Raw genomic sequence first — 24,973 nt, 5'->3', positions numbered from 1 at the left:
TCAATTTCGATCTTCCATCACCGTCTTACGAGGCACGCCAATATGGACGTGAGCGTATTTGGTACGGGCTACGTTGGCCTGATACAAGCAGCCGCACTTGCCGATGTCGGACATCGCGTATTGTGCGTCGATATTGACCCGAACAAGATTAAACAACTGCAACAGGCAGTACCGCCTATTAGCGAACCGGGTCTTTCGGCAACTTTGGAAGAAAACATCAAGGCCGGGCGTTTGTTGTTCAGCACCCAGGCCAGCGATGCGGTGGAACATGCCGCACTGATCTTCATCGCCGTGGGCACGCCGGCCGACGAAGACGGCTCCGCCGACCTCAGCCATGTGCTCAACGTGGCGCGGCAGATCGCCAGTTTCATGGAGGACGATCGCACGCTGATCATCAAATCCACGGTGCCGGTCGGCACGGCGGACCAGGTGCTGCACACCGCGGAAGAAGAACTGCAACGGCGCGGTAAAAGCGCGCTGGCGGTGCGGGTGGTGTCCAACCCCGAATTTCTCAAGGAAGGCAGCGCCCTCGCCGACTGCATGCGGCCGGACCGGATCATCGTCGGCACCCGCGATGACCTGGCCCGCGAGCAGATGAGCGAGCTGTACGCGCCGTTCTGCCGCAACCACGAAAAACTGATGTTCATGGACAACCGCAGCGCCGAGCTGACCAAGTACGCGGCCAACGCGATGCTCGCCACCCGCATCAGCTTCATGAACGAGCTGGCCAACCTCACCGAACTGCTTGGCGCCGACATCGAAGCGGTACGCAAGGGCATCGGCTCCGACCCGCGCATCGGCTATCACTTCATCTACCCCGGCTGCGGCTTCGGTGGCTCGTGCTTTCCCAAGGACCTGCGCGCCCTGCTGCACACCGCCGAACACAACGGCATGCCGCTGAAACTGCTGCGCAGCGTCACCGACGTCAACGACAGCCAGCGGCACATCCTGTTCAGCAAGCTCAAGGCGCAATTCCCTCAAGGCCTGGCCGGCAAGTCGATCGCGATCTGGGGCCTGGCGTTCAAACCCAACACCGATGACATGCGCGAAGCCCCCAGCCGCTATCTGATGGATGCGCTGTGGGCCGAAGGCGCCAGCGTGCAGGCCTACGATCCGGAAGCCATGTCCGAGTGCCGGCGCATCTACGGTTACCGCAATGACCTGCACCTGTGCGCCACCCGCGACGACACCCTGGAAGACGCCGACGCCCTGGTGATCTGCACCGAGTGGAAGAATTTCCGCGTGGTTGATTTCGAGCTGCTGGCCAGCAAGCTGCGCTCGAAAGTCATCATCGACGGACGCAACCTCTACAACCCGGAACAAGTAGCGGCCGCCGGCCTGCACTACAGCGGCATCGGTCTGCGCCACATCGCGCCTGACGGGTTGCGGCCATGAAAATCCTCGTCACCGGTGCGGCCGGGTTCATTGGTGCTCATGGCGTGCTGCGGCTGGTGCGCGACGGGCATCAGGTGATTGGCCTGGACAACTTCAACGGCTACTACGATCCGCAGCTCAAGCACGATCGGGTGGACTGGGTGCGCGAGCAGGTCGGCGACTTTCAGCTCGCCACGATTGATCTGGCGGACGCATCGGCTCTGGAAGCGCTGTTCGTCCGCGAACGGCCGCAAGTCGTGGTGCACCTCGCGGCGCAGGCCGGGGTGCGCTATTCGCTGGAAAATCCACGGGCCTATCTGGACAGCAACCTCGACGGTTTCCTCAACATTCTGGAGTGCTGCCGCCGGCATCCGGTCGAGCACCTGATCTACGCCTCGTCCAGTTCGGTGTACGGCGCCAACCAGCGCACGCCCTACTCGGTGCAGGACGGCGTCAATCACCCGCTGTCGCTGTACGCCGCGACCAAGAAAGCCAATGAATTGATGGCCCACAGTTACAGCCATCTGTTCGGCATCGCCTGCACCGGGCTGCGGTTTTTCACGGTCTACGGGCCGTGGGGCCGGCCGGACATGTCGCCGATCCAGTTCGCCAAGGCCATCAGCGAAGGTTCGCCGCTGAAGCTGTTCAACTACGGCGAGCATCAGCGCGATTTCACCTACATCGACGACATCATCGAAAGCATCGCACGCCTGATCGAGCGCGCGCCGCGGGCCAATCCCGAGTGGAACCGCGAACAACCCGACCCGGCCAGCAGCATGGCCCCGTGGCGTCTGTTCAACATCGGCGGCCAGCACCCGGTGGCGCTGAAAACCTACCTCGCCCTGCTGGAAAAACACCTCGGCCAGAAAGCCGTGGTCGAGTTGCTGCCGCTGCAGCCGGGCGACGTACTCAACACCTGCGCCGAGGCCAGCGACCTGGCCCAGGCCACCGGGTTCCAGCCCCGGATCGAGCTGGATGAGGGACTGGGGCGGTTCATCGCCTGGTTCCGCGATTACTACCCCACTGCCTATCGCCCACGCGCCGCTCGCGGCTGACCATCAGCGGAGGACTTCATGACTGGACATGAGAAAGGTGTACCGATCCAACAATTGGTGCGTGACAAACGCATGGATCCGGAACAGCGAATGCGCCTCGACGCGGCGATCCATCGCCAGGGCCAGGGCTGGGTGACCGGTCGCGAAGGTGGCCGGCCGTGGCAACTGTCGCGCACCAACCGCGTGGTCGCCTGCCTCGGCGCACTGATGATTCTGCTGATGATTTCACCGCTGCTGATCGGTCTGGCACTGGCCATCAAGTTCACCAGCAAAGGTCCGGTGATGTTCGTGCAGAAACGCACCGGTTATCGCGGGCGCAAGTTCGGCATGTACAAGTTCCGGACCATGGTCGCCAACGCCGAAGAGCTCAAGGAATCGCTGCGCCACCTGAACAAGCACGGTGCCGACGCCATCGATTTCAAGATCGACAAGGACCCGCGCATCACCGGGATCGGCGGTTTCCTGCGGCGCACCAGCCTCGACGAATTGCCCAATCTGATCAACGTAGTGACCGGCGACATGCGCCTGGTCGGCCCTCGCCCGACCTCGTTCAACGCCTACCGCTACAAGGACAGTCACCTCGCGCGTCTGGCGATCTACCCCGGCATGACCGGCCTGTGGCAGATCTCCGGACGCAGCAATATCGACTTCGACCAGCGCGTTGAGTTGGACCTCAGCTACATCGCCGAGCAGAGCCTCCTGCTTGATCTGAAGATTCTGTTGAAAACCCCCTTCAAAGTATTCAGCGGCCACGGAGCAAGCTAATGGACGGTTCAACCAACAAAAGCCTGAGCATTGCCAGCCCCAGCGAGTCGAACCTGACCTCGACCGTGCTGGACCTGGATCTGCGGATCCTGTTCCTGACCGCCGCCAACCCCGGCGCCGGCACCACCACCAGCGCCCTGGCGCTGGCCAGCCAACTGGCGCAAATGAGCAGCGGCCAGGTGCTGTACGTCGACGCCAGCCAGTCGGCGAGCAACCTCACCCAGCAACTGAACCTGAGCAAGGAGCGCGGCCTGCGCGACCTGCTGTTCAACCGGGAAACCCCGCCGCTGTTGCAGGACTGCGTGGTGCAGGTGTCGAGCCTGCCGTTTCACGTGCTGCCCAACGGCCGGCCGATCCGCACCATGGAACACCTGACCGCCGAGCGCCTGAGCCCGTTGCTCGATCAACTGGGCGCTCAGTACCGCTTTGTGGTGATCGACGGCGATGCGGTGTATTCGGCCGCCGACACGCTGGTCATCAGCACCCAGGTCGACGGCGTGGTGTTCGTGGTACGCGCCGAGGATACCCGCTGGGAAGTCGCGCAAGCGGCGGTGCAACGGTTGACCCAGGCCGGGGCGAAAGTGGTCGGCAGCGTGTTCAACCGGCGCAAGTACTACATGCCCAAATGGCTCTACAAAAACCTGTAAGCAACTGCGAAGGATGTCGCCATGAACGCCAAAATGCTCGTGCTGCTGTTGCTGCCGCTTGCAGGTTGCTCCAGCACTTCCGAAACCCAGAACATGCCGGTGAACATTCTCACCGCCACCCCGGCCAACGCCCAGGCCACCGATATGCCGAAGATCGAGCAGACCCTGCGCCCGCAGGATGTGCTGGACGTGATCTTCCACATCAGCACCAGCGGCTCGGATGCTTACCGCGTGCAGTCGGGTGACCAGATCGGCCTGAACTTCACCGCTGCCAGCCAGCTCAACGGCAATCAACTGGTGCTGCCGGACGGCACCATCGAACTGCCGGGCGCCAACACCTCGGTGAAAATCGCCGGGCTGACCAGCGAAGAAGCGCGCCAGGAAATCCAGCGCGCCTACCAGCGCAAACAGCTGTTCCAGCCCAACCGCAATCAGTTGACGGTGCAGATCATCAGCCCGCTGACCAACGAGCAGAACCTGAAAAGCGCCCTCAACCACCCGGCCACCGGCATGAGCCGCGAGATCACCGTCGGCACCGACGGCTACGCGAGCTTCCCGGAAATCGGCGCGGTGCCGCTGCAAGGCATGACCGTCAACCAGCTCGAAACCTTCCTCAACAAGAAGTACGCGCAACTGCCGGGCCGGATGACCGTGGACGTGCTGCTCAAGTCCACCGCCGGCAACGAGATCTACGTGCTGGGCGAAGTCGGCCAGCCGGGTTCCTACCCGATCCGCCGGCCGGTGTCGGTGCTTGAGGCGCTGACCCTGGCGCGCGGCACCAACGTCAAGGCGCGGCTCGATTCGGTGGTGATCATGCGGCGCAACGGCAATCAGGTGCAGGCCGTGCGTTACGACGTCGAGAAAGCGTTGTCGGGCGAGGCGCCGCAAATCGCCTACCTGCAACCGGACGACATGCTGTACGTGCCGAAAACCAAACTGGCCAGCGCCGGCGAACTCGCCCGGCAACTGGCCGACGTGGTGCTGTTCCAGGGCGTGGGCTTCAGCTTCGGCTACCGCGTCGACAACAAAGACAGTGACAGCAACTGACTCTCAGGTGACCGACATGAATCCAAAGGAAAACTACCTGCATGAGTTCTTCAGGATCTTCTTCGCCAACAAGCAACTGGTGAAACGGGTCTTCCTGATCTTTGCAGTGATCGCGCTGGTGCTGCCGCTGCTGCTCAAACAGAGCTTCGATATCACCGCTCAGGTGATCGTGCAGTCGAAAAAACTTTCACAGGGCGACGCCACCACGTCGCTCACCGTGGACAACGCCACCTTCATCCCGCCGTCGCTGGCGGACATGGAAACCGAGAGCAATATCCTGCGCTCGCCGGCGCTGATCCGTCAGACCATCAGCGAACTGCGCGACAAGGGCGAATACACCCCGTCACCCGGCATGTTCAACAAGCTGGTGAGCGAGCCGTTCAAACGCTACATCAGCTCGCCGCTGCGCCAGTACGTGATAAACCCCGTGCGCAACGCTTTGGGCCTTGAGACCGATCCGGTGCGCGACACCGCGCTCGATGCGCTGACCCAGCAAGCCATCGACAGCCTGAAAATCGAGACCCTGCCCGGCTCCAACGTGATCTCGATCGTCTACAGCTTCCCCGATCCGCACCAAGGCACAACTTTCGTCGCCGCCCTGTTGCAGAACTATCTGGTGAGCCGTCAGGCGCTGCAATCGATCGACCTGCCGCAGTCGTTCTACGAGTCCAAGAAGCAGCTTTATCAAGTGCGCCTCGATGGCCTGGAAGGCAACCGTCAGGCACTGCTGGAAAGTGTCGGCTCGTCGGATCCGAAGGAGGAAATCACCTTCCGCCTGAACGCGATCAACACCGAGGAGCAAGCGCTGAACCTGTACCAGGATCGCCTGCTGCAAAGCCAACGCTGGCTGGAGTACCTGAAAACCAGCCTGGCCGCCGCCAGCAACAACAAACTCAATGACTACACCTTCCCCTACACCTTCACCACCACCGTGGACAACGTGGCGTTCGAGGACCGGGAAATCAAACAGCTCGGCGAGCAACTGACCACTCAGGTCAGCCGCTACATGAACGATCTGGCGGTGTTCCAGCCGGGCAGCGAGCCGATGCTGCTGACCCGCGAGCAGATCGCCCGCACCCGCCAGCAGTTCCTCAAAGTGGTCAGCAACCGCATCCAGGAACGCACCAACGACCTGGCCGTGGTGAAACAGGTGATCGATCAGAAAACCGCGCGCATCGCCGAGTTCAAGAACCGCATCCACGAGCTGCAGCAGACCCAGAGCAAGCTGCGGCAGATGGACACCGAGATCGACGCCATGCACGCCGCGTTCTCGACCTACGCCCAGCGTTTTGCCGAAAGCAGCACCACCCGCTCGCTGAACGACGACTTGTCCAACGCCCGGGTCTTGAGCCCGCCGTTCGAGCCGACCGAAGCGGCGTTCCCCAAACCGATGCTGATCATTCCGTTCGGGCTGTTCACCGGTCTGTTGCTGGCGATTGCATTGGTCTATGTGCGTGAGTTCTTCGATCACCGCTTCAAACACCCGGCGCAAATCAGCCACGAGCTGGGCCTGCCGGTGCTGCTGGTGATCAACGACCAGAACGCGCTGCCCAGCAACCCGCACAAGAACTGGACCGTACCGAGCTTCCTGCACTGGGTGCGCAATTGAACACGCCCTCCACCCAGAACGCCGCGCTGCCGATCATGCATTTGCTCAGCAGCGGCGGGTTCTACGGGGCCGAGCGGATGTTGCTCGATCATTGTCTGGCGACGCCGGGGCAGCACCAGGTGCTGTTCCTCGACGCGCCACCGGAACTGATCGCGCGCTTTCGCGAGGCCGGCGTCGATGCACAAGGCTGCGCAGGGCTCGCTGCCCTGCTGCGGCACTTGCGTCAGCGGCGCGATGAGCGTCCGTTGATCAACACCCACAATTTCAAAGGCCTGTTGTTCGGCTGGGTCGGCGCCACGCTGCTGCGCCTGCCGCTGGTGATCACTCAACACGGCTTCACTCCGCGCAGCCGCAAACAGAAGTTCTACACCTGGCTGAGCCTGCAACTGTGCCGCACGGCATCGGTGGATCGGGTGGTGTGCGTCGCCGAGAGCATCGCGTTGTTGCACCGTCAGGCCAGCGTACGTGCGGAAAAATTGCAGGTGATCCCCAACGGATTGCCGGCCGCCGCCGCGCTGCTTTCCGATGCGCCCCGGCAACGCTGGCTCGTCGGCTACGTCGGGCGGTTGAGCAGTGAGAAAGGCCCGGATCTGTTTCTCGACGCGCTGATCCCGCTGTGTCACCAGCATCCGCAACTCGACGCGGTAATGCTCGGCGACGGCCCGGAACGCGAAGGCTTGCAGGCGCGAATCGACGCCGCCGGTTTGCAGCAGCGCATCCGCTTGCCGGGTTATCAGACCGACATGCGGCACTGGTGGCAGCAACTCGATGCGCTGGTGATCAGCTCGCGCACCGAAGGCACGCCGATGATTCTTTTGGAAGCGATGCAGGCCGGGGTGCCCGTGGTGGCATTCGGTGTCGGCGGGATTCCCGATGTGCTGGAGAACCGCCACAACGGTTTGCTCGCCGCGCCCACCGACAGCGCCGCCCTCGCCCGCCAGCTCGACACGTTGCTGTCCGAGCCTGGCCTGGCGCGGCAACTGCGCGACAACGCAAAACGCACGCAACAGGACCGCTACGACCTCAAGGCCTTGGCCGAACGCTGGTCGCAGCTGTACATCCGCACGGCACGGGAGGCACGCGCATGATTTTCCCGCTCTCGATCGTCAGTCTGCTGGGCCTGGTCTGCATCGCTCTGCTGGCCAGTCCCTGGCCCTACCTCGCGCCGGGCGCAGTGCTTGGTCTGGTGGGGTTCGCGGTGTTGTACCGCAAACCGACCTGGGGCCTGCTCGGCATTGCCGCGCTGGTGCCGTTCGAGGGTTTCTTCAAAGACAGCTCACTGTCGGGCAGCAAACTGATCGGCGCTTCGCTGGCGGTGATCCTGATGCTGCAACTGGCGATGCACCAGATTCCCTCGGATCGCCTGCGCAGCAATATCTGGCGCTTTCTGATCGCCTTCATGACTTTGTACTTTCTGAGTCTGCTCAACACCGATGACATGGGCATGTCGCTCGGTCACCTGCGGGAAATCAGCGTCGGCCTGATTCTGTTTGTCATCACCTTGCTGATCGGCCGCGAACTCAACCTCGACCTGTTCGCCCGGCTGGTGACTCTGGCCGTCAGCACGACCTGCGCCATGGCCATGTTCTCCACCAAATTCCAGGATCAGGGCCGCGCCGCCGGCCTGCTCGAAGACCCTAACGCTTTCGCCCTGCTGATCGCGTTCGCCATTCCGCTGGGGCTGCTGCTGGTGATCCGCAGCCCGAACCTGCTGCATCGGCTGTTCTGGGGCGGTTGCTGCCTGCTGTTGCTCGGCGGCATGACCAAGACCGAATCGCGCTCCGGGCTGGTGGTGCTGGCCTTGAGTCTGGTGATCGGTTGCTGGCACTACCGCACACAACTGGCGCGGATTCGCCCGCGTCACCTGGGCTTTGCCATGCTTGGCGCGGCGATCGTGATTCCGCTGGCGATCTACGCGATGCCTGCCGGTTACATCGCCCGTATCCAGTCCCTCAGCGTGTTGAGCGCCGGGGCCAAGGGGCACAACGACGAATCCCTCGGCCGCCGCGCCTCGTACATTGTGGTCGGCAGCCAGATGATTCGCGAGAACCCGCTGCTCGGTTCCGGCCCCGGCACCTTCCCGCTGCACTACGCCACCACCGGTTACGCCAAGGCGTTTTCCGCCAACCGCAAGATCGGCGACCTGTACCGCCGGGCGCACAACACCTATCTGGAAATCTTCAGCGAACTGGGGGTTCCCGCCGGTTTGATGTTCGTCGGCATGCTCGCGCTGGGCCTGTACAACCTGATGCGTGCGCGCAAGGAATGGATGCTGCGGCGTGACTGGCAACAGGCGGATCTGATGACCCACCTCGGGGTGAGTTTCCTGTCGCTGACGCTGTTCCTGATGTTCCTCAGCGCTCCGAACCAGAAGTACCTATGGATCATGCTCGCGCTGACCAGCGTCCTGCGCCTGAAAGCCGAGCAGGCTCCGACGACGGAGGCCAAAGCATGAGCCGAATCAGTATCGTCATCCCGATGTTCAACGAGGCCCGGCACATTGGCCGCACCCTGCTGGCCGCGCAGAAAGCCGCCCACGCGGCGAATGTCGAATGCGAGCTGATCGTGGTCGACAACGGCTCCAGCGACGACGGCCCGCAGATCGCACGGCAGTTCGGCGCCCACGTGCTGGTGATGCCGGGCCTGCTGATCGGTGCGTTGCGCAATCGCGGCACTGCGATTGCCACCGGGGAATGGCTGGCGTTCATCGACGCCGACATCGAAATGCCCGAAGACTGGCTCACCCAACTGTTCGCTCTTGAAGCCGAAGGCCAGGCTGATGTGTTCGGCCTTGACCTGCACACCCCCGCCGCCGCGCCGTGGTACGCCACCGCGTGGCAGCGCCGCACCTTGCGCCCGACGACCCACGCCGCCCATATCGTTGACTGGCTGCCCAGCGCCAACCTGCTGCTGCGTCGGCGCTGGTTCGACAAGGTTGGCGGTTTCAACGAAACCCTGCGCACCGGCGAGGACAAGGAATTCACCCTGCGCCTGAGCGAACAGGGCGCGCGGTTGCTCGCGGTCAACGAAAGCGTGGCCCTGCACTGGGGCTATGAAATGAACTGGCGCGAATGGATGGGCAAGGAAATGTGGCGCCAGGGCAGTCATCTGCAACTGCTGCGCACCCACGGATTCAGCCTGCGCTTGCTGCGTTTCCCTTTGCTGTCGCTGGTGGCGTGGGTCCTGGATCTGCTGGCGATTTCTGCACTGCTCAACGGTTTTCCCCACCATGCGGCAATCATGGTGACCATGACACTCATCCCGGCGCTGGTGCTCAGCGTGCGCCAGAGCCGCCGGCAACATGACCTCGGTTTCACCCTGCAACTGTGGGGCCTGCACTGGGTGCGCCTGCACCTGGCGGGCGCCGCGTTCATTCTCAGTCTGTGTCATTGGAACGCCAGGAGGCCTGCCCGTGGCTGAATTCATTTTCTGGATGTGCCTGCTGCTGCCGGTGTACGCCTATGTCGGCTACCCGCTGCTGCTGACGCTGCTCGCGCCGCTGTTCCCGGCGTGGCGCCACAGCCCGGCACCGCCGCTGAACATCAGCATCGTCATCGCCGCCCACAACGAAGCGCGGCACATCGAACACAAGTTGCGCTCGCTGCTGTCCCAGGATTATCAGCCGGCGACCCTGCAAATCATTCTGGCAAGTGACGGTTCCACCGACGACACCGTGGCCTGTGCGCACAAGGTTGTCGACCCGCGAATCACCGTGCTCGACCTGCCCCGCCAGGGCAAGGCCGCCACGCTGAATGCCGGTACGGCTTTGGCCACGGGCGACATTCTGGTGTTCACCGACGCCGACAACCAATGGTCGCGGGAAACCCTCGGCTACCTGCTGGCGCCGCTGAGCGATCCGCAGGTCGGCGCCTGCGCCGGGCACATGGTGATTCCGGTCACCGGCGGCGGCTTGAGCGTCGGCGACAGCCTTTATCGGCACTACGAGGGCTGGTTGCGCCGGGTCGAGAATCGCACCGGTTGCATGGTCTCCGCCGACGGCGCCCTGCTCGCCCTGCGCCGCGAACTGTTCGAGAACGTGCCGGCCGAGGTCAACGACGATTTCTTCATCAGCACCTGCGCGCCAGTGAAATTCAAACGCATCGTCTACGTGCCCGAAGCACAAGTGATCGACCACGGCGTCGACGAAGCGGACAAGCAATTTCGCCGTCGCCAGCGGGTCACCGTCGGTGGCCTGCAAAGCCTGGCGCAGCGCAGCGAGCTGCTCAATCCGTTCAAGCATGGGCTGTATTCGATTGCGTTGATCAGCCACAAGTTGATCCGCCGTTTGGCACCGATTCTGTTGCTGCCGCTGCTGCTGAGCAATTTCTGGCTGTGGGAAGACCACGGTTTCTATCGCCTCTGCCTGATCGCGCAACTGGTCGGCTACGCCATCGCGATTGCCGGCCTGCTGGATTCGCAACACCGCTTACCCAAACCGTTCCGCCTTGCGGCATTCCTGCTGGTGACACTGGCGGGCATGAGCATCGGCCTGTGGCAGTTCCTGCGCGGCCAGCGTTACGCCCAGTGGAACCCTGACCAAAACCGTTGAGAGGGACAGAGCCATGGCGATCAAACAACTGATTAAACGCACCAGCGGCTGGCTCTATCTCAACTCGTCCGTGGGGCGAAACCAGTTACACGGCGCCGGTGTGATCCTGATGTTGCACCGGGTGCTGTCCAACGACCGCGCCGCCGACCTGCCGCACCGCAACGAACTGTGCGTCGGGCCCAAGGCCTTCGAGCACTTGCTGGTGTGGCTGCGCAAGCATTTCGATTGCGTGCCGCTGATGGAAATCCTCCAGCCCAACGCTTTGCGCACCGAGCGTCCCCAGGTGGCGCTGACCTTCGACGACGGCTGGCGCGACAACGCCGCCAATGCCTTTCCGTTGCTGCAGAAACATCAGGTGCCGGCGAGCATTTTTCTCTCCACCGATTTCATCGGCAGCCGTCAGCGTTTCTGGTGGGAAAGCATCGGCGAAACCCTGTGGGGCAGTCACGGCGAAAAACCGCGAATGCACCTGATCGAATATTTGCAGTCGATCCACCATCCCGTGCCGGTGCTGCTGGATGACATCGACGTGGACCGGCGCAGCCTGACCCTGTTGCATTACCTGCAAGGACTCAAAGCGCTCGACCCGATGATGCTCGAACGTCTGACCGACGAATGCCCGCAAGAGTCGCAGCCTCAGGCACTCGATTGGCATCAGGTGCGGGCGATGGAATCTTCCGGTTTGGTGCGCTTCGGCCCCCACGGCGCCAGTCACGCCATCCTCACCGGCCTTGACGATGTGCGCCTGGGCGAAGAAATCAGCCGCAGCCGCGATGCCATGTTCAATGGCTGCAACCGCCCGCTGCCGGTGTATTGCTACCCCAACGGCGACAACGACGAGCGGGTGCGCGAACAGATCGCCCATCACGATTTTCCGTTTGCGCTCGGCACTGGCAGCGGCATCTATCGCGGCACCGGTGATCCGCTGAACCTGCCACGTTTCGGTGTCAGCCAACGCACCGCACGCAATCCGGAACTGCTGTCGTGGCGGATCTATCGCGGGGCGCGACCATGAGTCGAAGCAGTTACCTCAAGCATCTGGCGCTGAGCATGGGCACCAAACTGGCGATGATCGCCCTGCGCCTGCTGAGGAATGTGCTGCTGGCGCGAATTCTCGGGCCCAGTGAGCGCGGCCTGTTCGCCCTGCTCAGCACTCTGCCCGATCTGATCAGCGCGGCCACCAGCGGCGGCCTGAATTCGGCGGTCGGTTATCAAGCGGCCAAGCAACGGCCAATGGGCTTGTTGCTCGCGCAAGTGCTGGTGTTCGGCTGTTTGCTGGCGGGTCTGTTGACCTTGCTGGTGGTGGCGCTGGTGCGCGAGTTCGGCAGTGAACTGGATGTGACGATGCAACTCGGTCTGCTGGCGTGGCTGTTGCTGCTGGCGGTGCCGTTGACGGTACTCAAAAGCGGCTTGCTGACCTTGCACAATGCGTCCGGCGGCGTGGTCGCGTTCAATGCCTTGCGACTGGTGGAATCCCTGGCGCCACTGCTGCTGTTTCTCGCACTGTTCTGGATGTGGAAAGAAGCGGCCCTCGAAGCGGCGCTGATCAGTTGGCTGGCCGGCATCAGTCTGGTGGTGCTGGTCGGCTGGTTGTGGCTCAAACGCGCGCAGCCGTTGCAGCTGCAATGGGATCGCGCCAGCCAGAACGAACTGCTGCGCTTCAGTGCGCGCAGCCATCCGGATCTGCTGTTCCAGCAAGTGATCCTGCGTTCCGATTACCTGTTCATCGGCGCCCTGCTCGGCAGCACCGCCCTGGGGCATTACGCGATGGCCAGCGCCGCCGCCGAGTTGCTGCTGATCGTCCCGGAAGCGGTGACCACGCCACTGATGAAACGCCTGCTGCAACAGGACGAAGGCATGGACAAAGTCACGCCGCTGGCCCTGCGCCTGACCGCCACGGTGATGCTCGGCGCCTGCCTGACCATGGCCGTGATCGGCGAATGGCTGATCGTCACTCTGTTCGGCGTCGCCTACCAGCCGGCGTATCCGGCGCTGCTGGCCTTGCTGCCGGGGCTGCTGGGCCTGTGCTACGCGAGCATCCTGCGCCTGGACCTGATCGGCAAGAATCGCCCCGGCACGGTGTCGCTGCTGATGGGGATCGGCGCGCTGCTCAATCTTGCGCTGAACCTGCTGCTGATTCCGGCCTACGGCATCGTCGGCGCGGCGGCGGCTTCGTCGATTGCCTATCTGGCGGTGACCGTGGCGATGCTGGTGTTGTACTGCCGGTTGAGCGGCGTGGCGTTCTGGCAAACCCTGATCATTCTGCCCAGCGATCTCACGCCGATGTGGCTGATGTTGCAGCGTCGCAAAGCAGCATGAAAGGCCTGGCCCTGCTGCTCGGACTCGGCCTGTCGCTGGACGCCTTCGCGGCGTCGATGCGCTGGGGCGACATTCGTGACGGCAGCCTGTACCTGCAAGCCGATCGCCCCGACACGGTGACCGTGCGCTGGGCGCCGGCGTGGCAGGCGGAGGCCAACGAAGAGCACCTCTTCCTGCTCGACGGCCGGGGCCAATTGCAGGGCGAGCGCTTCATCAAGGCCAGTGAAACCCGGGGCAGCCAGAGCTGGCCATTGGCGCCGGGGGCCGCGAGTTATCAGCTGGAAATCCCCGGCTACAGCTTCCGCAGTTACCGGGTCGAACACGACGAAAACACCGTGGCCCTGTTCGCTCCGGCCAAGGTGCATTTCAGCGCAGAAACCCGTAACGGCGATGAACTGTATTTCAAGGTCGCCGCCGGTGAGCACGCGATATTGGCGGGCAAGTTTCACGGCGGGGTCAGCGCCCTGCAAGCGCAGCGGGTCGGCGATGGACAACAACTGTCCTTGGCGCTGAAACCCTATCGCGCCTATTGGCAGTTCGATCAGGTGGCGTTGCCGGTCAGCGAGCGCGAACAGGTCTGGCGCCTGCGTCTGCAAGGCAGCGGCAAAGCGGCATTCTGGCTCGATGGCACGGCCAATCTGTTCGCACAGACCCCGCAACAGCTCAAACCGCTGCGCGAAGATGATGGCCAGACGCGCCTGACCCTGCACGACAAAGTCCTCGGTCGCACCCCGGATCTGGGCATCGCCCTGCCCTACGTGATGCCGCCGCCCGCCAGCCATCCGGTGCTCGACGCGCTGAAGCCGACGGCCGCCAGTTACTACAGTTTCGTCGACGTGACGGCGAAGAATCCGCACTTCGAAGATGCGTTTCGCCAGGTCTATCAGGATCGCTTCGGCATTCGTCAGGACATCACTTTGCTCGCCGGCAGTCAGCGACAGGCTGACCTGCGCGCCGACGTGCAAAGCAACAGCGGCCTCGACGCCTGGCTCGCCGGCACCCGTGCGCTGGGCGGCAAAGGCACGCACTACATCGGGTTCGCCGACGAACCCAACCTGAATTATTCGAGCTACGAGCAATACCGTTCGATCTTCACCAGCATGGCCCGGCAAGTGCGCAGCGATCCGGCGAATGCCAAAGCAGGCGTGCGCATCGCGATGCCGGCCAGTTCGCGATTGGTCAACGGGCCGTTCGCCGACAACGCGGCGAACAAGCGTGGCATCGACTGGGCGCGACGACTGCTGAGTGAGTCCGCCGATCAGGTCGATGCGCTGGCCTGGCACGAATGGATGATTCGCGACCTGCTCGCCACCCGCGTGTACCGCGACAGCGTGCGCCGTGCTGCCGATCTGGTCGGCCTCGATGCCAAGGGTCAGCCGCGCAAAGCCTTGCTGCTGGATCAGACCAACCTGTCCAGCGGCTCGAGCCTGAGCCCCTACGATCAGGAAACCCATTTCACCTCGCTGTGGTGGGCCTCGGTGGTGATCAACGCCTCCCAGGACGGTTTGCTGACGATGCTCAACTGGTTCCAGGCCGCCGATGAGCCGCAATACCCCAAAGGCATGTTGCGGGTGCTGGGCGATGACCGCTTCGAGTTGAAACCGGTGGGCCTGGCCCAGCAGTTCATCCAGCAGCACTGGCTGCACAACGTGCTGTGGCTGGAGAACGACGCGTTCGAAGTCGATGTACTGGCGATGGCCGGCGACGATCAGCGTGGCCTGCTCGGCGTGAACAAGGGCACGCGTTTGCAGCGTGTCGATCTGGCGGGTGCCAAATGCCCGTTGAACAACGGCGCGCTGCGCTACTTCGGCGCCGACAATCGCAGCCGCGACGCGCCTTTTCGCTGTCAGGACGGTCGCGTGCGCTTCGAGCTGCCGGGACAGACCCTGTTTGCCCTGAGCTGGAGTGCCTCATGACCGCCCTGTTGATGTCCGGCCGCGCTGGCCTCTGGCCGCGCGATGACTCGTCATCAGGAGCAACGACCATGAATGTTCTGCAAAAAGTCAGCGACCACATCAAACACAAAGGCCTGCGGGCCACCGTGGCCAAGGTGTGGAAGCACTACATCTTTTCTCATCAGGAACTGCTGTGGATGGAGCGCGATCTGGTCAGTCCGGTGCCGCCCCACAGCCTCAAACCCTATCCGCCACTGCGGGTGGTGAAGATCACCCCGGACAACGTCAGCGCCTTCGCCCGCCACTTCGGCGACCGGGTCGGCACCATGGCGGAACTGGCCCGGGAAAATCACACCGGGCACATGCATCTGGACGATCAGGGCCATGCGGTGGCGTTCATCTGGGGCAGCGCCCGGGACTATTTCGACCGCCATTACTACGGCTGCATGTTCCCGGTGAAACCCGGCGAGTTCTTCGAGTTCGGCGGCGAACTGACCCGCTCGTACTGGGGCACCGAACTGTCAGTGGACCTGCAACTGGAACTGTGGAAAGCCATGGCCGCCCAGGGCTGCGACAAGGTCGTGGACGTCTGCGAGTTCCACAACATCCCGGCGCTGAAGCTGCACCTGCGCATGGGCTATACCGAACAGGGCCGGATCATGAACGTGTATGAGTTTTTCGGTCGCTGGCGCTTCTACCGCGAAACCCGCTACAGCGGCTCGCGCCTGGATGCGCTGCGCAAACCTTCCCGTCCACCTGTCACAGCAACGGCGACCTGAGCCTATGGCGCAATTCGAATGGCGCACCTCGTTGTGCGCACCTGACTTCCCGGCGGCAGCCTATGAAGCGCTGCGCCTGCGGGTGACGGATCACACGCCGTTCAACAGCCTCGACTGGTTGTGTGCGGCAGAGCAGGCGCTCGACGCGCACGAGCGGCTGCATGTATTGCTGGGTTGGGAAGCAGACGAATTGCGCCTGTGCCTGCCACTGGTGGCGAGCCGTGAACGGTTTTTCGGTTTGCCGTTTCGGGTGGTGCATCACCTTGGTTATCCGCTGGCCGATCGCCTGGCGTTGCTATCACTGCTGAACGCCGACGACATGCGCCAGGCCCTGCGGCTGATTCGCCAGCGAGTGCCCCACGCCCTGCTGCAACTCAACGAAATCGCCGAACCGGTCGGCGACGAAAGCGTGCTCACCGAATGGATGGCCCGCAGCTCCACCGGCGAACGTCGCTTGAGCTGTCGGGTGCCGGTGCACCTGATCAGCGACGCCGACCGCCAGGAAGTCTCGGGCGACCCGCGCTACAAACTGCGTCGGGCGCGCAAGCGGATTGCCGCGTGCGGTGCCGAAGTCCGGCGGATCACTCCCGATGCAATCACCATGGGCCCGCTGTTGCAGGCCATCAGCGAAGTCGAAGCGGTCAGTTGGAAAGGCGACGAAGGCGTCGGGATCTTTGCCAGCGAGCGCAGCCGCCGCTGCATGGAAAACGCCTTCACCGCCCTCGCCGCTTCGGGCCGGGTGCGCATCGTAATGCTGGAGCTGGACGGACGTTGCATCAGCTATCGGCTCGGCCTGTTCGAACAGGGCCGGCTCTACGATTACAACCTCGCCTTCCTGCCGCAATACGCCGATCTGGGCAGCGGCCGGGTGTTGCTGGAGGAATGGATTCGCTGGGGGCTGGACGACAACTGGCACTGGATCGATGCCTCGCGGGTCAGCCTGGAAAACTCCAGCCATCAACTGCACGAACGCATGACCGGGCAACTGGAACACTGGCGCTGGAGCTTCTACTCGTGGCGCCCAAGCGGCCTGTTGCTGGGGCTGGGATTGCGCGTCTGGCACCGGCTCAAGCCTGCGTTGCAACAATGGCGGGCGAAGCGTGCGGCGGCCAAAGCGGCGGTCATTGCGACACCTGTGATCAACCCCACCAAGGAGGGCGAACATGCCTCGCCAAGTCATAGTCAACGCTGACGATTTCGGCCTCAGTCCGAACGAAAACGCGGTGATCCTCGGTGCGTTCCAGGCCGGGGTCATCAGTTCCGCCACCGCCATGGCCAACATGCCGGCGTTCGAAGCGGCCTGCGCCATGGCCCGGCTGCCGCTGCTGGAAGGCCGGATCGGCCTGCACTTCAACCTGACCTACGGCCGGCCCTTGAGCCGGGCCATTCTCGAACGTCGCACCTTCTGCGACAGCCACGGCGTGTTCGACCTCAGCCTGCCTCGTCACAGCCTGTGGCTGGGCCGGGAAGATCGCGAGGCGGTGCAGGAAGAATTGCAGGCGCAGTGGCAGCGCTGCGTCGATCACGGCGTGCGTCCCAGCCACCTCGATTCGCATCAGCACGTGCACAACATCTGGCCGATCGGCGAGATCGTCGCGCGCTTCGCCGCCCATCAAGGTGTGCCCGTGCGCCTGGCGCGCAACCTGGGGCAAAACCTCAGCCTGCCCAAACGCGTGTTCAAGGGTTTGCTCAACCGTCGGTTGCAAGGTCTGGCCGGAGCCACGGCGGATTACGTCTGCACGCCGGTGGACCTGCGCAACGCTGCTGCGCCGACCGACGGCGTACTGGAAATCGTCGCCCATCCGAACCAGCTCGGGGCGGATTTCGGTGACGCCTATCTGCAACCCGGAGAGTCCCTGAGCCGCGTGCTAGAGCAGCGGCTGGCGGGCGTTCCACGGGTTTCCTATGCCGATCTGAACAAGGATTTTCTACGCGGTGCCGCGGCACTCTGAACCGTTACACAACTTGCAATACTTTCAAAGCTGGCGCTTTGACATGGACTTGCAGGGGTGATCTATACCCACAAAAGCGTCATCCACAACACCCGGGCTTCGGCCACGGAGGGCATCATGAGCGTCATTGAAAAGCTGCGCGAACATATCAAGCAAAAAGGCCTGGGCCGCACCTTCGGCACGTTGTGGAAACGCTACGTGTTCTTCCATTGGGAACTGTTGTGGATGGAGCGCGACCTGGTCAGCCCGGTACCGCCGCACAAGCTGCGCCCCTACGACGGCCTGCGCAAAGTCGACATCACCGCCGAGAATGCCGGCGCGTTCACCAAGCACTTCGGTGACCGGGTGGAGACCATGGCCGAACTGGCCAACGAGGGCCACACCGGGCACATGTACCTGGACGCCGACGGCCATGCGGTCGGGTTTATCTGGGGCAGCATTCGCGACTACCACGACCGCCACTATTACGGCTGCACCTTCCCGGTCAAACCCGGAGAATTCTTCGAATTCGGCGGCGAAATGACCCGCGCCTACTTCGGCAGCAGCCTGTCGGTGGACGTCCAGGTCGCCCTCTGGGAAGCCATGGCCGCCCAGGGTTGCAACAAGGTGGTTGACGTCTGCGAAACCCACAACATCCCGGCGCTGAAACTGCACATCCGCATGGGCTACCACGAACAGGGCCGCGTCATGCACGTCTATTGCCTGTTCGGCAAATGGCGCTTCTTCCGCGAAACCCGCTACGAAGGCTCACGCCTGGACCCGCTGCGCAAACCGGGACGGCCGGTGGTGACGGCGGCTGCGCAGGCTTAAAGGTTCACTGCAGCACGGTAGGAGCTATCGGAGACGCTAGCTCCTACATAATCTGAGACTACTTGCCTACACATGCAGACGACACATCCAAGGCCGATACCAGAACCGGCTGACTGCTCGACCGTATCCAAATGGATACAGTCGAGCCATGAACTATTTCGTGCAACAAACATCCGTGTTCGTGACCTGGCATGCCTCTATTCGAGATCTCCGTGCCAAGGTTGCTATTGCCCGTCGCATAGATCGTGCATCAGCAGGTAATCTAGGCGACATTAAACCCGTAGGTGATGGTGTGTCGGAAATGCGCGTTGATGTCGGCGCCGGGTATCGGGTCTACTTCACGATGCGTAACGGTGTAGTCATCGTTTTGCTGGCCGGCGGCGACAAATCCTCACAAAGCGCGGACATCAGACGTGCAAAAAAAATGGCAAAGGAGGTTTAACCATGAGCCAGACTTTGACAGCTTTTGATATGGCAGCACTGCTGGACAGTGATGAAGCCATCAGTGAATACCTATCCCAAGTGTTGGCCGACGGTGACAACGAAGAGTTTCTTCGTGCAATCGGTTATGTCGTCAAGGCGCGTGGCATGACGCAGATTGCGAAGGATTCGGGCATGGGGCGCGAAAGTCTGTACAAGGCTTTCGCACCAGGAGCCAAGCCTCGCTTCGACACGGTACTTAAAGTCATTCATGCCCTTGGCATCGATCTGTGTGCGCAACCGGGACATGTGCTGAATCACTCCACGTCCTGAAAGCTGCGCTACTCAGCGCTTCACCCCCACCCAGGTAAAACACATCGGCATCTGCGCCTCGCGGTTCTGGTACTGGTCATACACTTCTTCCCGGTTCGAGTGCGGGTATTCCTTGAAGTGCGTGATGTTCAGGCCGGCCTCGATGGCGGCGGTGAAGATCGCGCCGAGGGTGTGCACGAACCAGTAGGACTTCGCCGCCGGCTGTTCGACCTTGCCGACGTAGACGATCGGTTCTTCCTGCACGAACGGTTCTTCGCGAAAGTACGAGGTGGCAAGGCGAAACGGGTCTTCGGCCTCGGGGTCGACCATTTCCAGGAACGGGTGGGTTTCGTAGATCACCAGTTGTCCGCCCGGTTTCAGGGTCGAGGCGACGTGGCGGAAGAATTCGCCAACGTCGGGCATCCAGCCAAAGACGCCGATGGTGATCAGCGCGACGTCGAAACGGGCGCGCAGCGATTCAGGCAAATGATGAATATCGGCTTCGATGAACTCGGCCTTGTGCGGCGAACGCTTGTTCAGTTCGCGGGCCTGTTCGAGAAACGCGCTCGACTGATCGATACCGACCACGCTCCGTGCGCCGAGGGCAAACAGCGACAGGCTTTCGCGGCCGTTGTTGCAACACAGCTGCACGACGTCCTTGCCATAGACACCGACCTGCTCGAGCAAGCCGCGAAGGGTGTCGTCGAGGCAGGAAAAGTCAGCCTGCGTGACTTCGGTCAGCAAGGCCTGCCAGTCGGGCGAATCCTGGTGATGACGGGCGGAATCGTTCCACGCCTGACGATTGCTCTCGACGGCGTTTTTATTGTTTGGCACTTCCATGGCGCACTCCGGGCGATGCTCACGATTGAGCGGCCCGAGTCTAGTTCAGCCTCGCGTTACAGGTTGTTGCGAACTTGTAAGCCGGCAAACTTGCACCAGCGCCTGCACCACGGACAGCTATAGTTAATAGCCTTGGGGAAATCCGCTTCCACAGGTGCTGCCATGGGAATGTTCAATCGACTGCTGTTGTCCGCCTGTCTGCTCGCCGCCGCCCAGGCGCAGGCGCTGGACAGCAACTTCAACTACTACGGGTCGGACCAGCCTTTTGCCCACCCTGCTCCGCCGTCGCTGTCCGCTCAGCCACCCCGGCCGTTCGATGACGCGTCGCCGCAGGACTTCGTCGTCATCCCGGATCGCCATGTGTTCCATGACTCGCAGCTGCCCACCGTGGCCGATGCGACGGTGCGGGTGTTTATCCGCACCTACGATGCCGAACGCGGCATTTACGTCAACGACGAAGTGCTGGACCCGACGTGCGTGCTCGAATGCCTCGGCACGCCCAGCCCACGCAGCAACGCGGTCTACCACTGACGCTTGTCCGGGCGCGCCAGGCCGAGTTTTTCGATGCGGTAGCGCAGCATGTCGCGGCTCAGGCCCAGCAGGCGCGCCGATTTGGTGACGTTCCAGTCGGTCTTGTCGAGCATCTTGCGCACCATGTCGCGCTCGACTTCCGGCAGGTTCATCGATTCGGTGTTGCTCGCCGGGCGCGGTTCGAAGTGCGTGTGCGGCACCTCGTGCTGATGCTGCGATGGCAGGTCATCGCACAGGCTCATGCACACGTTCAGTTGATGCGCGGCGATGGTGTCGCTCGGCGCCAGCAGCACGGTCTGTTCGAGCATGTTGCGCAGTTCGCGCACGTTGCCCGGCCAGGTGTAACTGAGCAGCAGCTCTTCGGCCTGATCGCTGAAATGCAGGTTCGGTTTGCCATAGCGTTTGCCGTGGCTGGCGAGGAAGTGCCGGGCCAGCAGCAGGATGTCTTCGCCCCGGGCGTACAGGCGCGGGACCTTGATCGAGATGATCCGCAAACGGAAAAACAGATCGCGGCGGAATTTTCCCTGCTGAACCATTTGCTCAAGGTTGCAATTGGTGGCGCTGATCACCCGCAGGTTGACCTTGCGCTCCTTCACCGAGCCGACCCGGCGAATGGTGCGATCCTCCAGCAACTTGAGCAGTTTGGCCTGCAACAGCAGGTCCATTTCGCCGATCTCGTCGAGAAACAGCGTGCCGCCGTCCGCCGCTTCAACCAGCCCGACCCGGCGATCCTTGGCGTCGGTGAAGGCGCCTTTCTCGTGGCCGAACAGTTCCGATTCCACCAGGTTGGACGGAATCGACGCGCAGTTGAATTCAATGAACGGGCCTTTGCTGCGCGGGCCGTCGAAGTGCAGCGCGCGGGCCACCAGTTCCTTGCCGGTTCCGGTTTCGCCTTCCACCAGCACCGGCGGCAGATCGGTGTTGGCCATGCGCCGCTCGGCGTCGAGCAACTGGCCGATGGTGTTTTTCAGGTACTGCATCGGCGACGATTCGCCGATCAGCGCCTGCACCCCGGATTTCTGCGCTTCGCGCTCCTGATAGAACGACAGCGTGCGTTCCATCCGTTCGGTGGCCAGGGCCTTGTCCAGCAGCAGTTTGAGTTCCGGCAGCGCGACCGGTTTGGTGACGTAATGAAAGGCGCCCTCCTTCATTGCGACCACCGCGTCTTCGACGTTGCCGTAACCGGTCATCATGATCACTTTCAGTTCCGGCGCGCTGATGCGCAGCTTCTGGATCAGATCGTGACCGCTCATGCCCGGCAGCGAGTTGTCGGTCAGGACGATGTCCGGCATGAAGCTTTCCAGTTGCCCCAGCGCGTCCTCGGCCGAGTGGCAGACCGTCACCTCGAAGTCTTTGCGCTCCAGGTAGGTCTGAATATTCTCGGCCAGCAGTTCGTCATCCTCGACCAGCAGAATGCTGTGTTCCATATTCCCCTCCCGATGCCACTCTAAAGTTGAGACTGACGCGGGTTCCTTCCTGCTCCCGGCTGGTCAGAATGACCGAACCCTGAAACCGCTCCATGATTCTTTTGACCAGCGCGAGGCCAACCCCGAGGCCGCCCTGCTTGGTGGTGAAAAACGGTTTGAACACCAGCTGTTGCTGCTGCGCGCTCATGCCTTTGCCGGTGTCGCTCAGGGTCATGCGCACATGACCGGTGTGCGGTGTTTCAATCTCGACACTGAGTACACCGCCCTTGGGCATCGCTTCCAGGGCGTTGGCAAACAGGCTATTGAGTATTTGCGTCAGCAGCACCTTTTGACTGACGACCGGCGGGCAATTTTGTGGCGTGAATCGCACTTCGACGCCATTGCGCCGGATCAGCGCGTCAAACGCCCCCAGGGTGTCCTCGACCGCCGCCAGCAAATCCACCGCCTCGCCGTCGTCACTCATCGGGCGCAACGACACCAGCAGCTCGCGCACCCAGCGCGACATGCGGTCGACCTGGCTGATGATGTCGCCGATGTTGCGCTGCGCGCCGGGGCTGGCGATTTCCTGGGCCAGTTCGGCGCTGGAGCGAATGGTCGCCAGCGGATTGCGCAGGCTGTGGGCCACCGCCGAGGACATCTCGCCCAGGGCGACAAAGGTTTCGTTGCTGATCAGCTGCTGTTGCTGGCTCTGCAGCAGCGTCGAGGCGCGCCGCACGATCCAGAACAAGCCAAGGTAAATCGCCGCGCCGCCAAGAATGGTCGCGGCCCAGATCGAAGCGAACCCACGGTCGATACGGTCCACCAGATCCGCCGGTTCCTTGTAGATCTCGACCATGGCGACGACTTTGCTTTTGTCGGCGTTGAACATCGGGATGTAGTTTTCGATGAACAGGTATTTCGGTTCGCGGGACAGCTTCTGTTCGGGCTTTTCGTCGTCGATCTTGTGGTAGCTGGAAGACACCGGCACTTTCATTTCGAAGGACTCGTCCAGCTCGTCGTCGTCTTCAATCCTGACGTTGATCAGCTCGGGGTTGGTCGACCAGATGATCGTGCGATCCAGGGCATACACCGTGGCCAGCAACACGTCGGGCAAGTGTTCGACATGATCGAGAAACTCGGCGCGGGCCGACGCATGGGCCAGCGGGTCGACGTCGGGGTAGTTCCCGTCCTGGCGCGGGTCGAGCATCTCGCCCATGGTTCGGTGTGGCGTGATATTGGCGTGGCGCATTTCCGCATCGCCGATGGCCTGCACGAATTGCGCGGTGAGCAGCGCGTCGCGCTCCACGCTTTCGGTGACCACGAAGCGCGTGGAGATATACCCCAGCCCCAGCGCCACGGCCGCGATGATGAAAAAACTGGCCAGCGAGAACCAGCGCAGCAGATTGAACTGCCCGCCCCAACTCTTGATGGCTGCCAACGCTACGTTCGGCGTTGCGGTTTTTTGTTCTTCCAGTCGCTGCATGGGAATGCCCTGGCGTTTTTGTGTCGAGCCCGTTACAGCCGCCTTCTCGAATGAGTGTAGGTGGCAATGACCGTGACACACGGTTCAATGATGCTATTTAGCCGCTACTGCATACGACTCACCGCGTCGCTCGCAGAACCCGGTTTTACTGGCGTCAACGCCCCGTCAGCCAAGGGTTGTACAGACGGATGCTGACGCTCGGTTTCGGCACTCAGAAACTCGATGATCGACTGCGCCGAAGCTTCATCCAGACGCAGATTCGGCATCGGGATGCGCTCGTATTGCTCGAACAGTTGCAGCGCGATCGGGTCTTTTTCCGCCAACACCCGATCCGGTTCGCGGATCCAGCGATTGAGCCAGGCCGGATCACGCTGGCGGGTCACGCCGATCAGGTCCGGGCCGATGTTGCGCATGCCGATGCCTTCGCCGTCCTGCGGGCCGAGGCTGTGGCATGAGGCGCAGCGGGTGCGAAACAGTTCTTCACCATTGCTCGGCGGACGGATCTGCGGGGCGTCGGCGTAGCTTTCTTCGGTGCTGGCCTGTTTCCAGTTCTGCAAGGTGTTGGCGAGCTGATCGGCAAGGATCCACGGGTTCTCGAACGGCGAGGCTTTCATCCAGCGCCCGGTACTCTGGTTGCCGACGATCAGGCTCAAGTTGTGATCCTTGGTGCGGCCGTTGTCGACGCCTTCGATGAACAGCCCGAGTTTCTTGCGCAGGTCGGTGACGTCTTCGAACTCGCCGGTGAGGAATTTCCAGCCGGGGCCGACCTTGAAGCGTTGCGAATAGGCCTTGAGCACTTCGGGGGTGTCACTGAGCGGATCGATGGTGATCGAGTAGAAAAAGATGTCTTTCCCGACCCGGTCCCCCAACAGTTTCTGCACCTGGCGAAGGCGTGCGGTTTCCAGGGGGCAGGAGTCGCTGCACGAGGTGAAGATGAAATTGATCACCACCACCTTGTCTTTGATCAGGTCATCGAAAAAACGCACCTGCTTGCCGTCCTGGTCGGTCAGCAGGGTGTTGGGGAAATAGTCGCCACCCCACGGGGTGGCGGATTCGCTGGCGCCTTCGGGCTGCGCCTGATGGGCGATGAGCACCTGACTGCCGAGCAGGCAGGTGACCAGCACCAGAATCAGGTGTATGCCCAGGGCGCGGGAGCGCGGCGTTGGCTGGGTCATGTCGG

24 protein-coding genes are annotated in these 24,973 nt (G+C 62.5%); 20 read left to right on the top strand and 4 right to left on the bottom strand.

What is annotated here, in order from left to right; all coding sequences use genetic code 11:
- The first annotated feature begins 42 nt into the window (after nucleotides 1-42).
- The 19 genes from M5G18_RS12270 (at nucleotide 43) to M5G18_RS12180 (ending at nucleotide 19,554) form a co-directional block, all read left to right on the top strand.
- A complete protein-coding gene (locus tag M5G18_RS12270; protein ID WP_179695616.1) occupies nucleotides 43-1,395 on the top strand; it encodes a UDP-glucose dehydrogenase family protein in 1,353 nt (450 codons plus the stop codon).
- Entirely contained in the window at nucleotides 1,392-2,429 is a 1,038-nt protein-coding gene (locus M5G18_RS12265) for an NAD-dependent epimerase (RefSeq protein ID WP_273899764.1), read from the top strand. The genes M5G18_RS12270 and M5G18_RS12265 overlap by 4 nt, the downstream gene beginning before the upstream one ends.
- Nucleotides 2,430-2,447: 18 nt before the next feature.
- Nucleotides 2,448-3,194 carry a sugar transferase gene (locus M5G18_RS12260; RefSeq protein ID WP_273899766.1) on the top strand — a complete coding sequence of 249 codons (747 nt, stop codon included), beginning with the start codon at nucleotides 2,448-2,450 and terminating at the stop codon, nucleotides 3,192-3,194.
- Nucleotides 3,194-3,841, top strand: a complete 648-nt coding sequence (locus M5G18_RS12255) for a CpsD/CapB family tyrosine-protein kinase (RefSeq protein ID WP_221535076.1) — start codon at nucleotides 3,194-3,196, stop codon at nucleotides 3,839-3,841. Before M5G18_RS12260 ends, M5G18_RS12255 begins: the two co-directional genes overlap by 1 nt.
- Before the next feature lie 21 nt (nucleotides 3,842-3,862).
- Entirely contained in the window at nucleotides 3,863-4,888 is a 1,026-nt protein-coding gene (locus M5G18_RS12250; protein WP_273899767.1) for a polysaccharide biosynthesis/export family protein, read from the top strand.
- Nucleotides 4,889-4,904: 16 nt separating this feature from the next.
- Nucleotides 4,905-6,497, top strand: a complete 1,593-nt coding sequence (locus M5G18_RS12245) for a GumC family protein (protein WP_007956188.1) — start codon at nucleotides 4,905-4,907, stop codon at nucleotides 6,495-6,497.
- Between the two features lie 35 nt (nucleotides 6,498-6,532).
- Nucleotides 6,533-7,585, top strand: coding sequence for a glycosyltransferase family 4 protein (locus M5G18_RS12240; protein ID WP_420793321.1), 1,053 nt, complete (start codon nucleotides 6,533-6,535; stop codon nucleotides 7,583-7,585).
- Complete coding sequence (locus M5G18_RS12235) at nucleotides 7,582-8,952, top strand: O-antigen ligase family protein (protein WP_273899769.1); 1,371 nt, start codon at nucleotides 7,582-7,584, stop codon at nucleotides 8,950-8,952. The genes M5G18_RS12240 and M5G18_RS12235 overlap by 4 nt, the downstream gene beginning before the upstream one ends.
- Nucleotides 8,949-9,917 carry a glycosyltransferase family 2 protein gene (locus M5G18_RS12230; RefSeq protein WP_273899771.1) on the top strand — a complete coding sequence of 323 codons (969 nt, stop codon included), beginning with the start codon at nucleotides 8,949-8,951 and terminating at the stop codon, nucleotides 9,915-9,917. The genes M5G18_RS12235 and M5G18_RS12230 overlap by 4 nt, the downstream gene beginning before the upstream one ends.
- Entirely contained in the window at nucleotides 9,910-11,046 is a 1,137-nt protein-coding gene (locus M5G18_RS12225; RefSeq protein ID WP_273899772.1) for a glycosyltransferase, read from the top strand. Before M5G18_RS12230 ends, M5G18_RS12225 begins: the two co-directional genes overlap by 8 nt.
- A 13-nt stretch (nucleotides 11,047-11,059) precedes the next feature.
- On the top strand, nucleotides 11,060-12,061 hold the full coding sequence (locus tag M5G18_RS12220; protein WP_273899773.1) for a polysaccharide deacetylase family protein: 1,002 nt from the start codon (nucleotides 11,060-11,062) through the stop codon (nucleotides 12,059-12,061).
- Complete coding sequence (locus tag M5G18_RS12215) at nucleotides 12,058-13,365, top strand: lipopolysaccharide biosynthesis protein (RefSeq protein ID WP_273899774.1); 1,308 nt, start codon at nucleotides 12,058-12,060, stop codon at nucleotides 13,363-13,365. The genes M5G18_RS12220 and M5G18_RS12215 overlap by 4 nt, the downstream gene beginning before the upstream one ends.
- A complete protein-coding gene (locus M5G18_RS12210; RefSeq protein WP_273899775.1) occupies nucleotides 13,362-15,281 on the top strand; it encodes a hypothetical protein in 1,920 nt (639 codons plus the stop codon). Before M5G18_RS12215 ends, M5G18_RS12210 begins: the two co-directional genes overlap by 4 nt.
- Before the next feature lie 68 nt (nucleotides 15,282-15,349).
- Nucleotides 15,350-16,039, top strand: coding sequence for a GNAT family N-acetyltransferase (locus M5G18_RS12205; protein WP_273899777.1), 690 nt, complete (start codon nucleotides 15,350-15,352; stop codon nucleotides 16,037-16,039).
- Nucleotides 16,040-16,043: 4 nt separating this feature from the next.
- Nucleotides 16,044-17,231: a GNAT family N-acetyltransferase gene (locus tag M5G18_RS12200; protein WP_273899778.1), complete on the top strand. Its 1,188-nt coding sequence runs from the start codon at nucleotides 16,044-16,046 to the stop codon at nucleotides 17,229-17,231.
- Nucleotides 17,203-17,991: a ChbG/HpnK family deacetylase gene (locus M5G18_RS12195; RefSeq protein ID WP_273899779.1), complete on the top strand. Its 789-nt coding sequence runs from the start codon at nucleotides 17,203-17,205 to the stop codon at nucleotides 17,989-17,991. The genes M5G18_RS12200 and M5G18_RS12195 overlap by 29 nt, the downstream gene beginning before the upstream one ends.
- A 117-nt stretch (nucleotides 17,992-18,108) precedes the next feature.
- Nucleotides 18,109-18,801 carry a GNAT family N-acetyltransferase gene (locus tag M5G18_RS12190; protein ID WP_273899780.1) on the top strand — a complete coding sequence of 231 codons (693 nt, stop codon included), beginning with the start codon at nucleotides 18,109-18,111 and terminating at the stop codon, nucleotides 18,799-18,801.
- A 148-nt stretch (nucleotides 18,802-18,949) separates the two neighbouring features.
- A complete protein-coding gene (locus tag M5G18_RS12185) occupies nucleotides 18,950-19,243 on the top strand; it encodes a type II toxin-antitoxin system RelE/ParE family toxin (protein WP_108560887.1) in 294 nt (97 codons plus the stop codon).
- A 2-nt stretch (nucleotides 19,244-19,245) separates the two neighbouring features.
- Nucleotides 19,246-19,554, top strand: coding sequence for an addiction module antidote protein (locus tag M5G18_RS12180; protein WP_085748448.1), 309 nt, complete (start codon nucleotides 19,246-19,248; stop codon nucleotides 19,552-19,554).
- 12 nt (nucleotides 19,555-19,566) lie between these two features.
- On the opposite strand, the gene M5G18_RS12175 is transcribed toward M5G18_RS12180, so the two are convergent.
- Nucleotides 19,567-20,373 (bottom strand): class I SAM-dependent methyltransferase, encoded by an 807-nt coding sequence (locus M5G18_RS12175; RefSeq protein WP_273899782.1) that lies wholly within the window; start codon nucleotides 20,371-20,373, stop codon nucleotides 19,567-19,569.
- A gap of 162 nt (nucleotides 20,374-20,535) precedes the next feature.
- Between M5G18_RS12175 and M5G18_RS12170 the strand changes: the two genes are divergently transcribed.
- On the top strand, nucleotides 20,536-20,904 hold the full coding sequence (locus tag M5G18_RS12170; RefSeq protein ID WP_273899784.1) for a hypothetical protein: 369 nt from the start codon (nucleotides 20,536-20,538) through the stop codon (nucleotides 20,902-20,904).
- Here M5G18_RS12170 and M5G18_RS12165 read toward each other — a convergent pair.
- The 3 genes from M5G18_RS12165 to M5G18_RS12155 form a co-directional block, all read right to left on the bottom strand.
- Entirely contained in the window at nucleotides 20,895-22,331 is a 1,437-nt protein-coding gene (locus M5G18_RS12165; protein WP_273899786.1) for a sigma-54-dependent transcriptional regulator, read from the bottom strand. The genes M5G18_RS12170 and M5G18_RS12165 overlap by 10 nt on opposite strands.
- On the bottom strand, nucleotides 22,300-23,793 hold the full coding sequence (locus M5G18_RS12160) for a sensor histidine kinase (RefSeq protein WP_273899787.1): 1,494 nt from the start codon (nucleotides 23,791-23,793) through the stop codon (nucleotides 22,300-22,302). Before M5G18_RS12160 ends, M5G18_RS12165 begins: the two co-directional genes overlap by 32 nt.
- Before the next feature lie 104 nt (nucleotides 23,794-23,897).
- On the bottom strand, nucleotides 23,898-24,968 hold the full coding sequence (locus M5G18_RS12155; protein ID WP_420793319.1) for an SCO family protein: 1,071 nt from the start codon (nucleotides 24,966-24,968) through the stop codon (nucleotides 23,898-23,900).
- Between the last annotated feature and the right edge of the window lie 5 nt (nucleotides 24,969-24,973).

Origin of the sequence: Pseudomonas aphyarum (assembly GCF_028657055.1) — a bacterium.
Classification (GTDB): domain Bacteria; phylum Pseudomonadota; class Gammaproteobacteria; order Pseudomonadales; family Pseudomonadaceae; genus Aquipseudomonas; species Aquipseudomonas aphyarum.
Note: the sequence above shows the minus strand (reverse complement) of the source record. Positions and strands in the feature narration are given on the sequence as shown.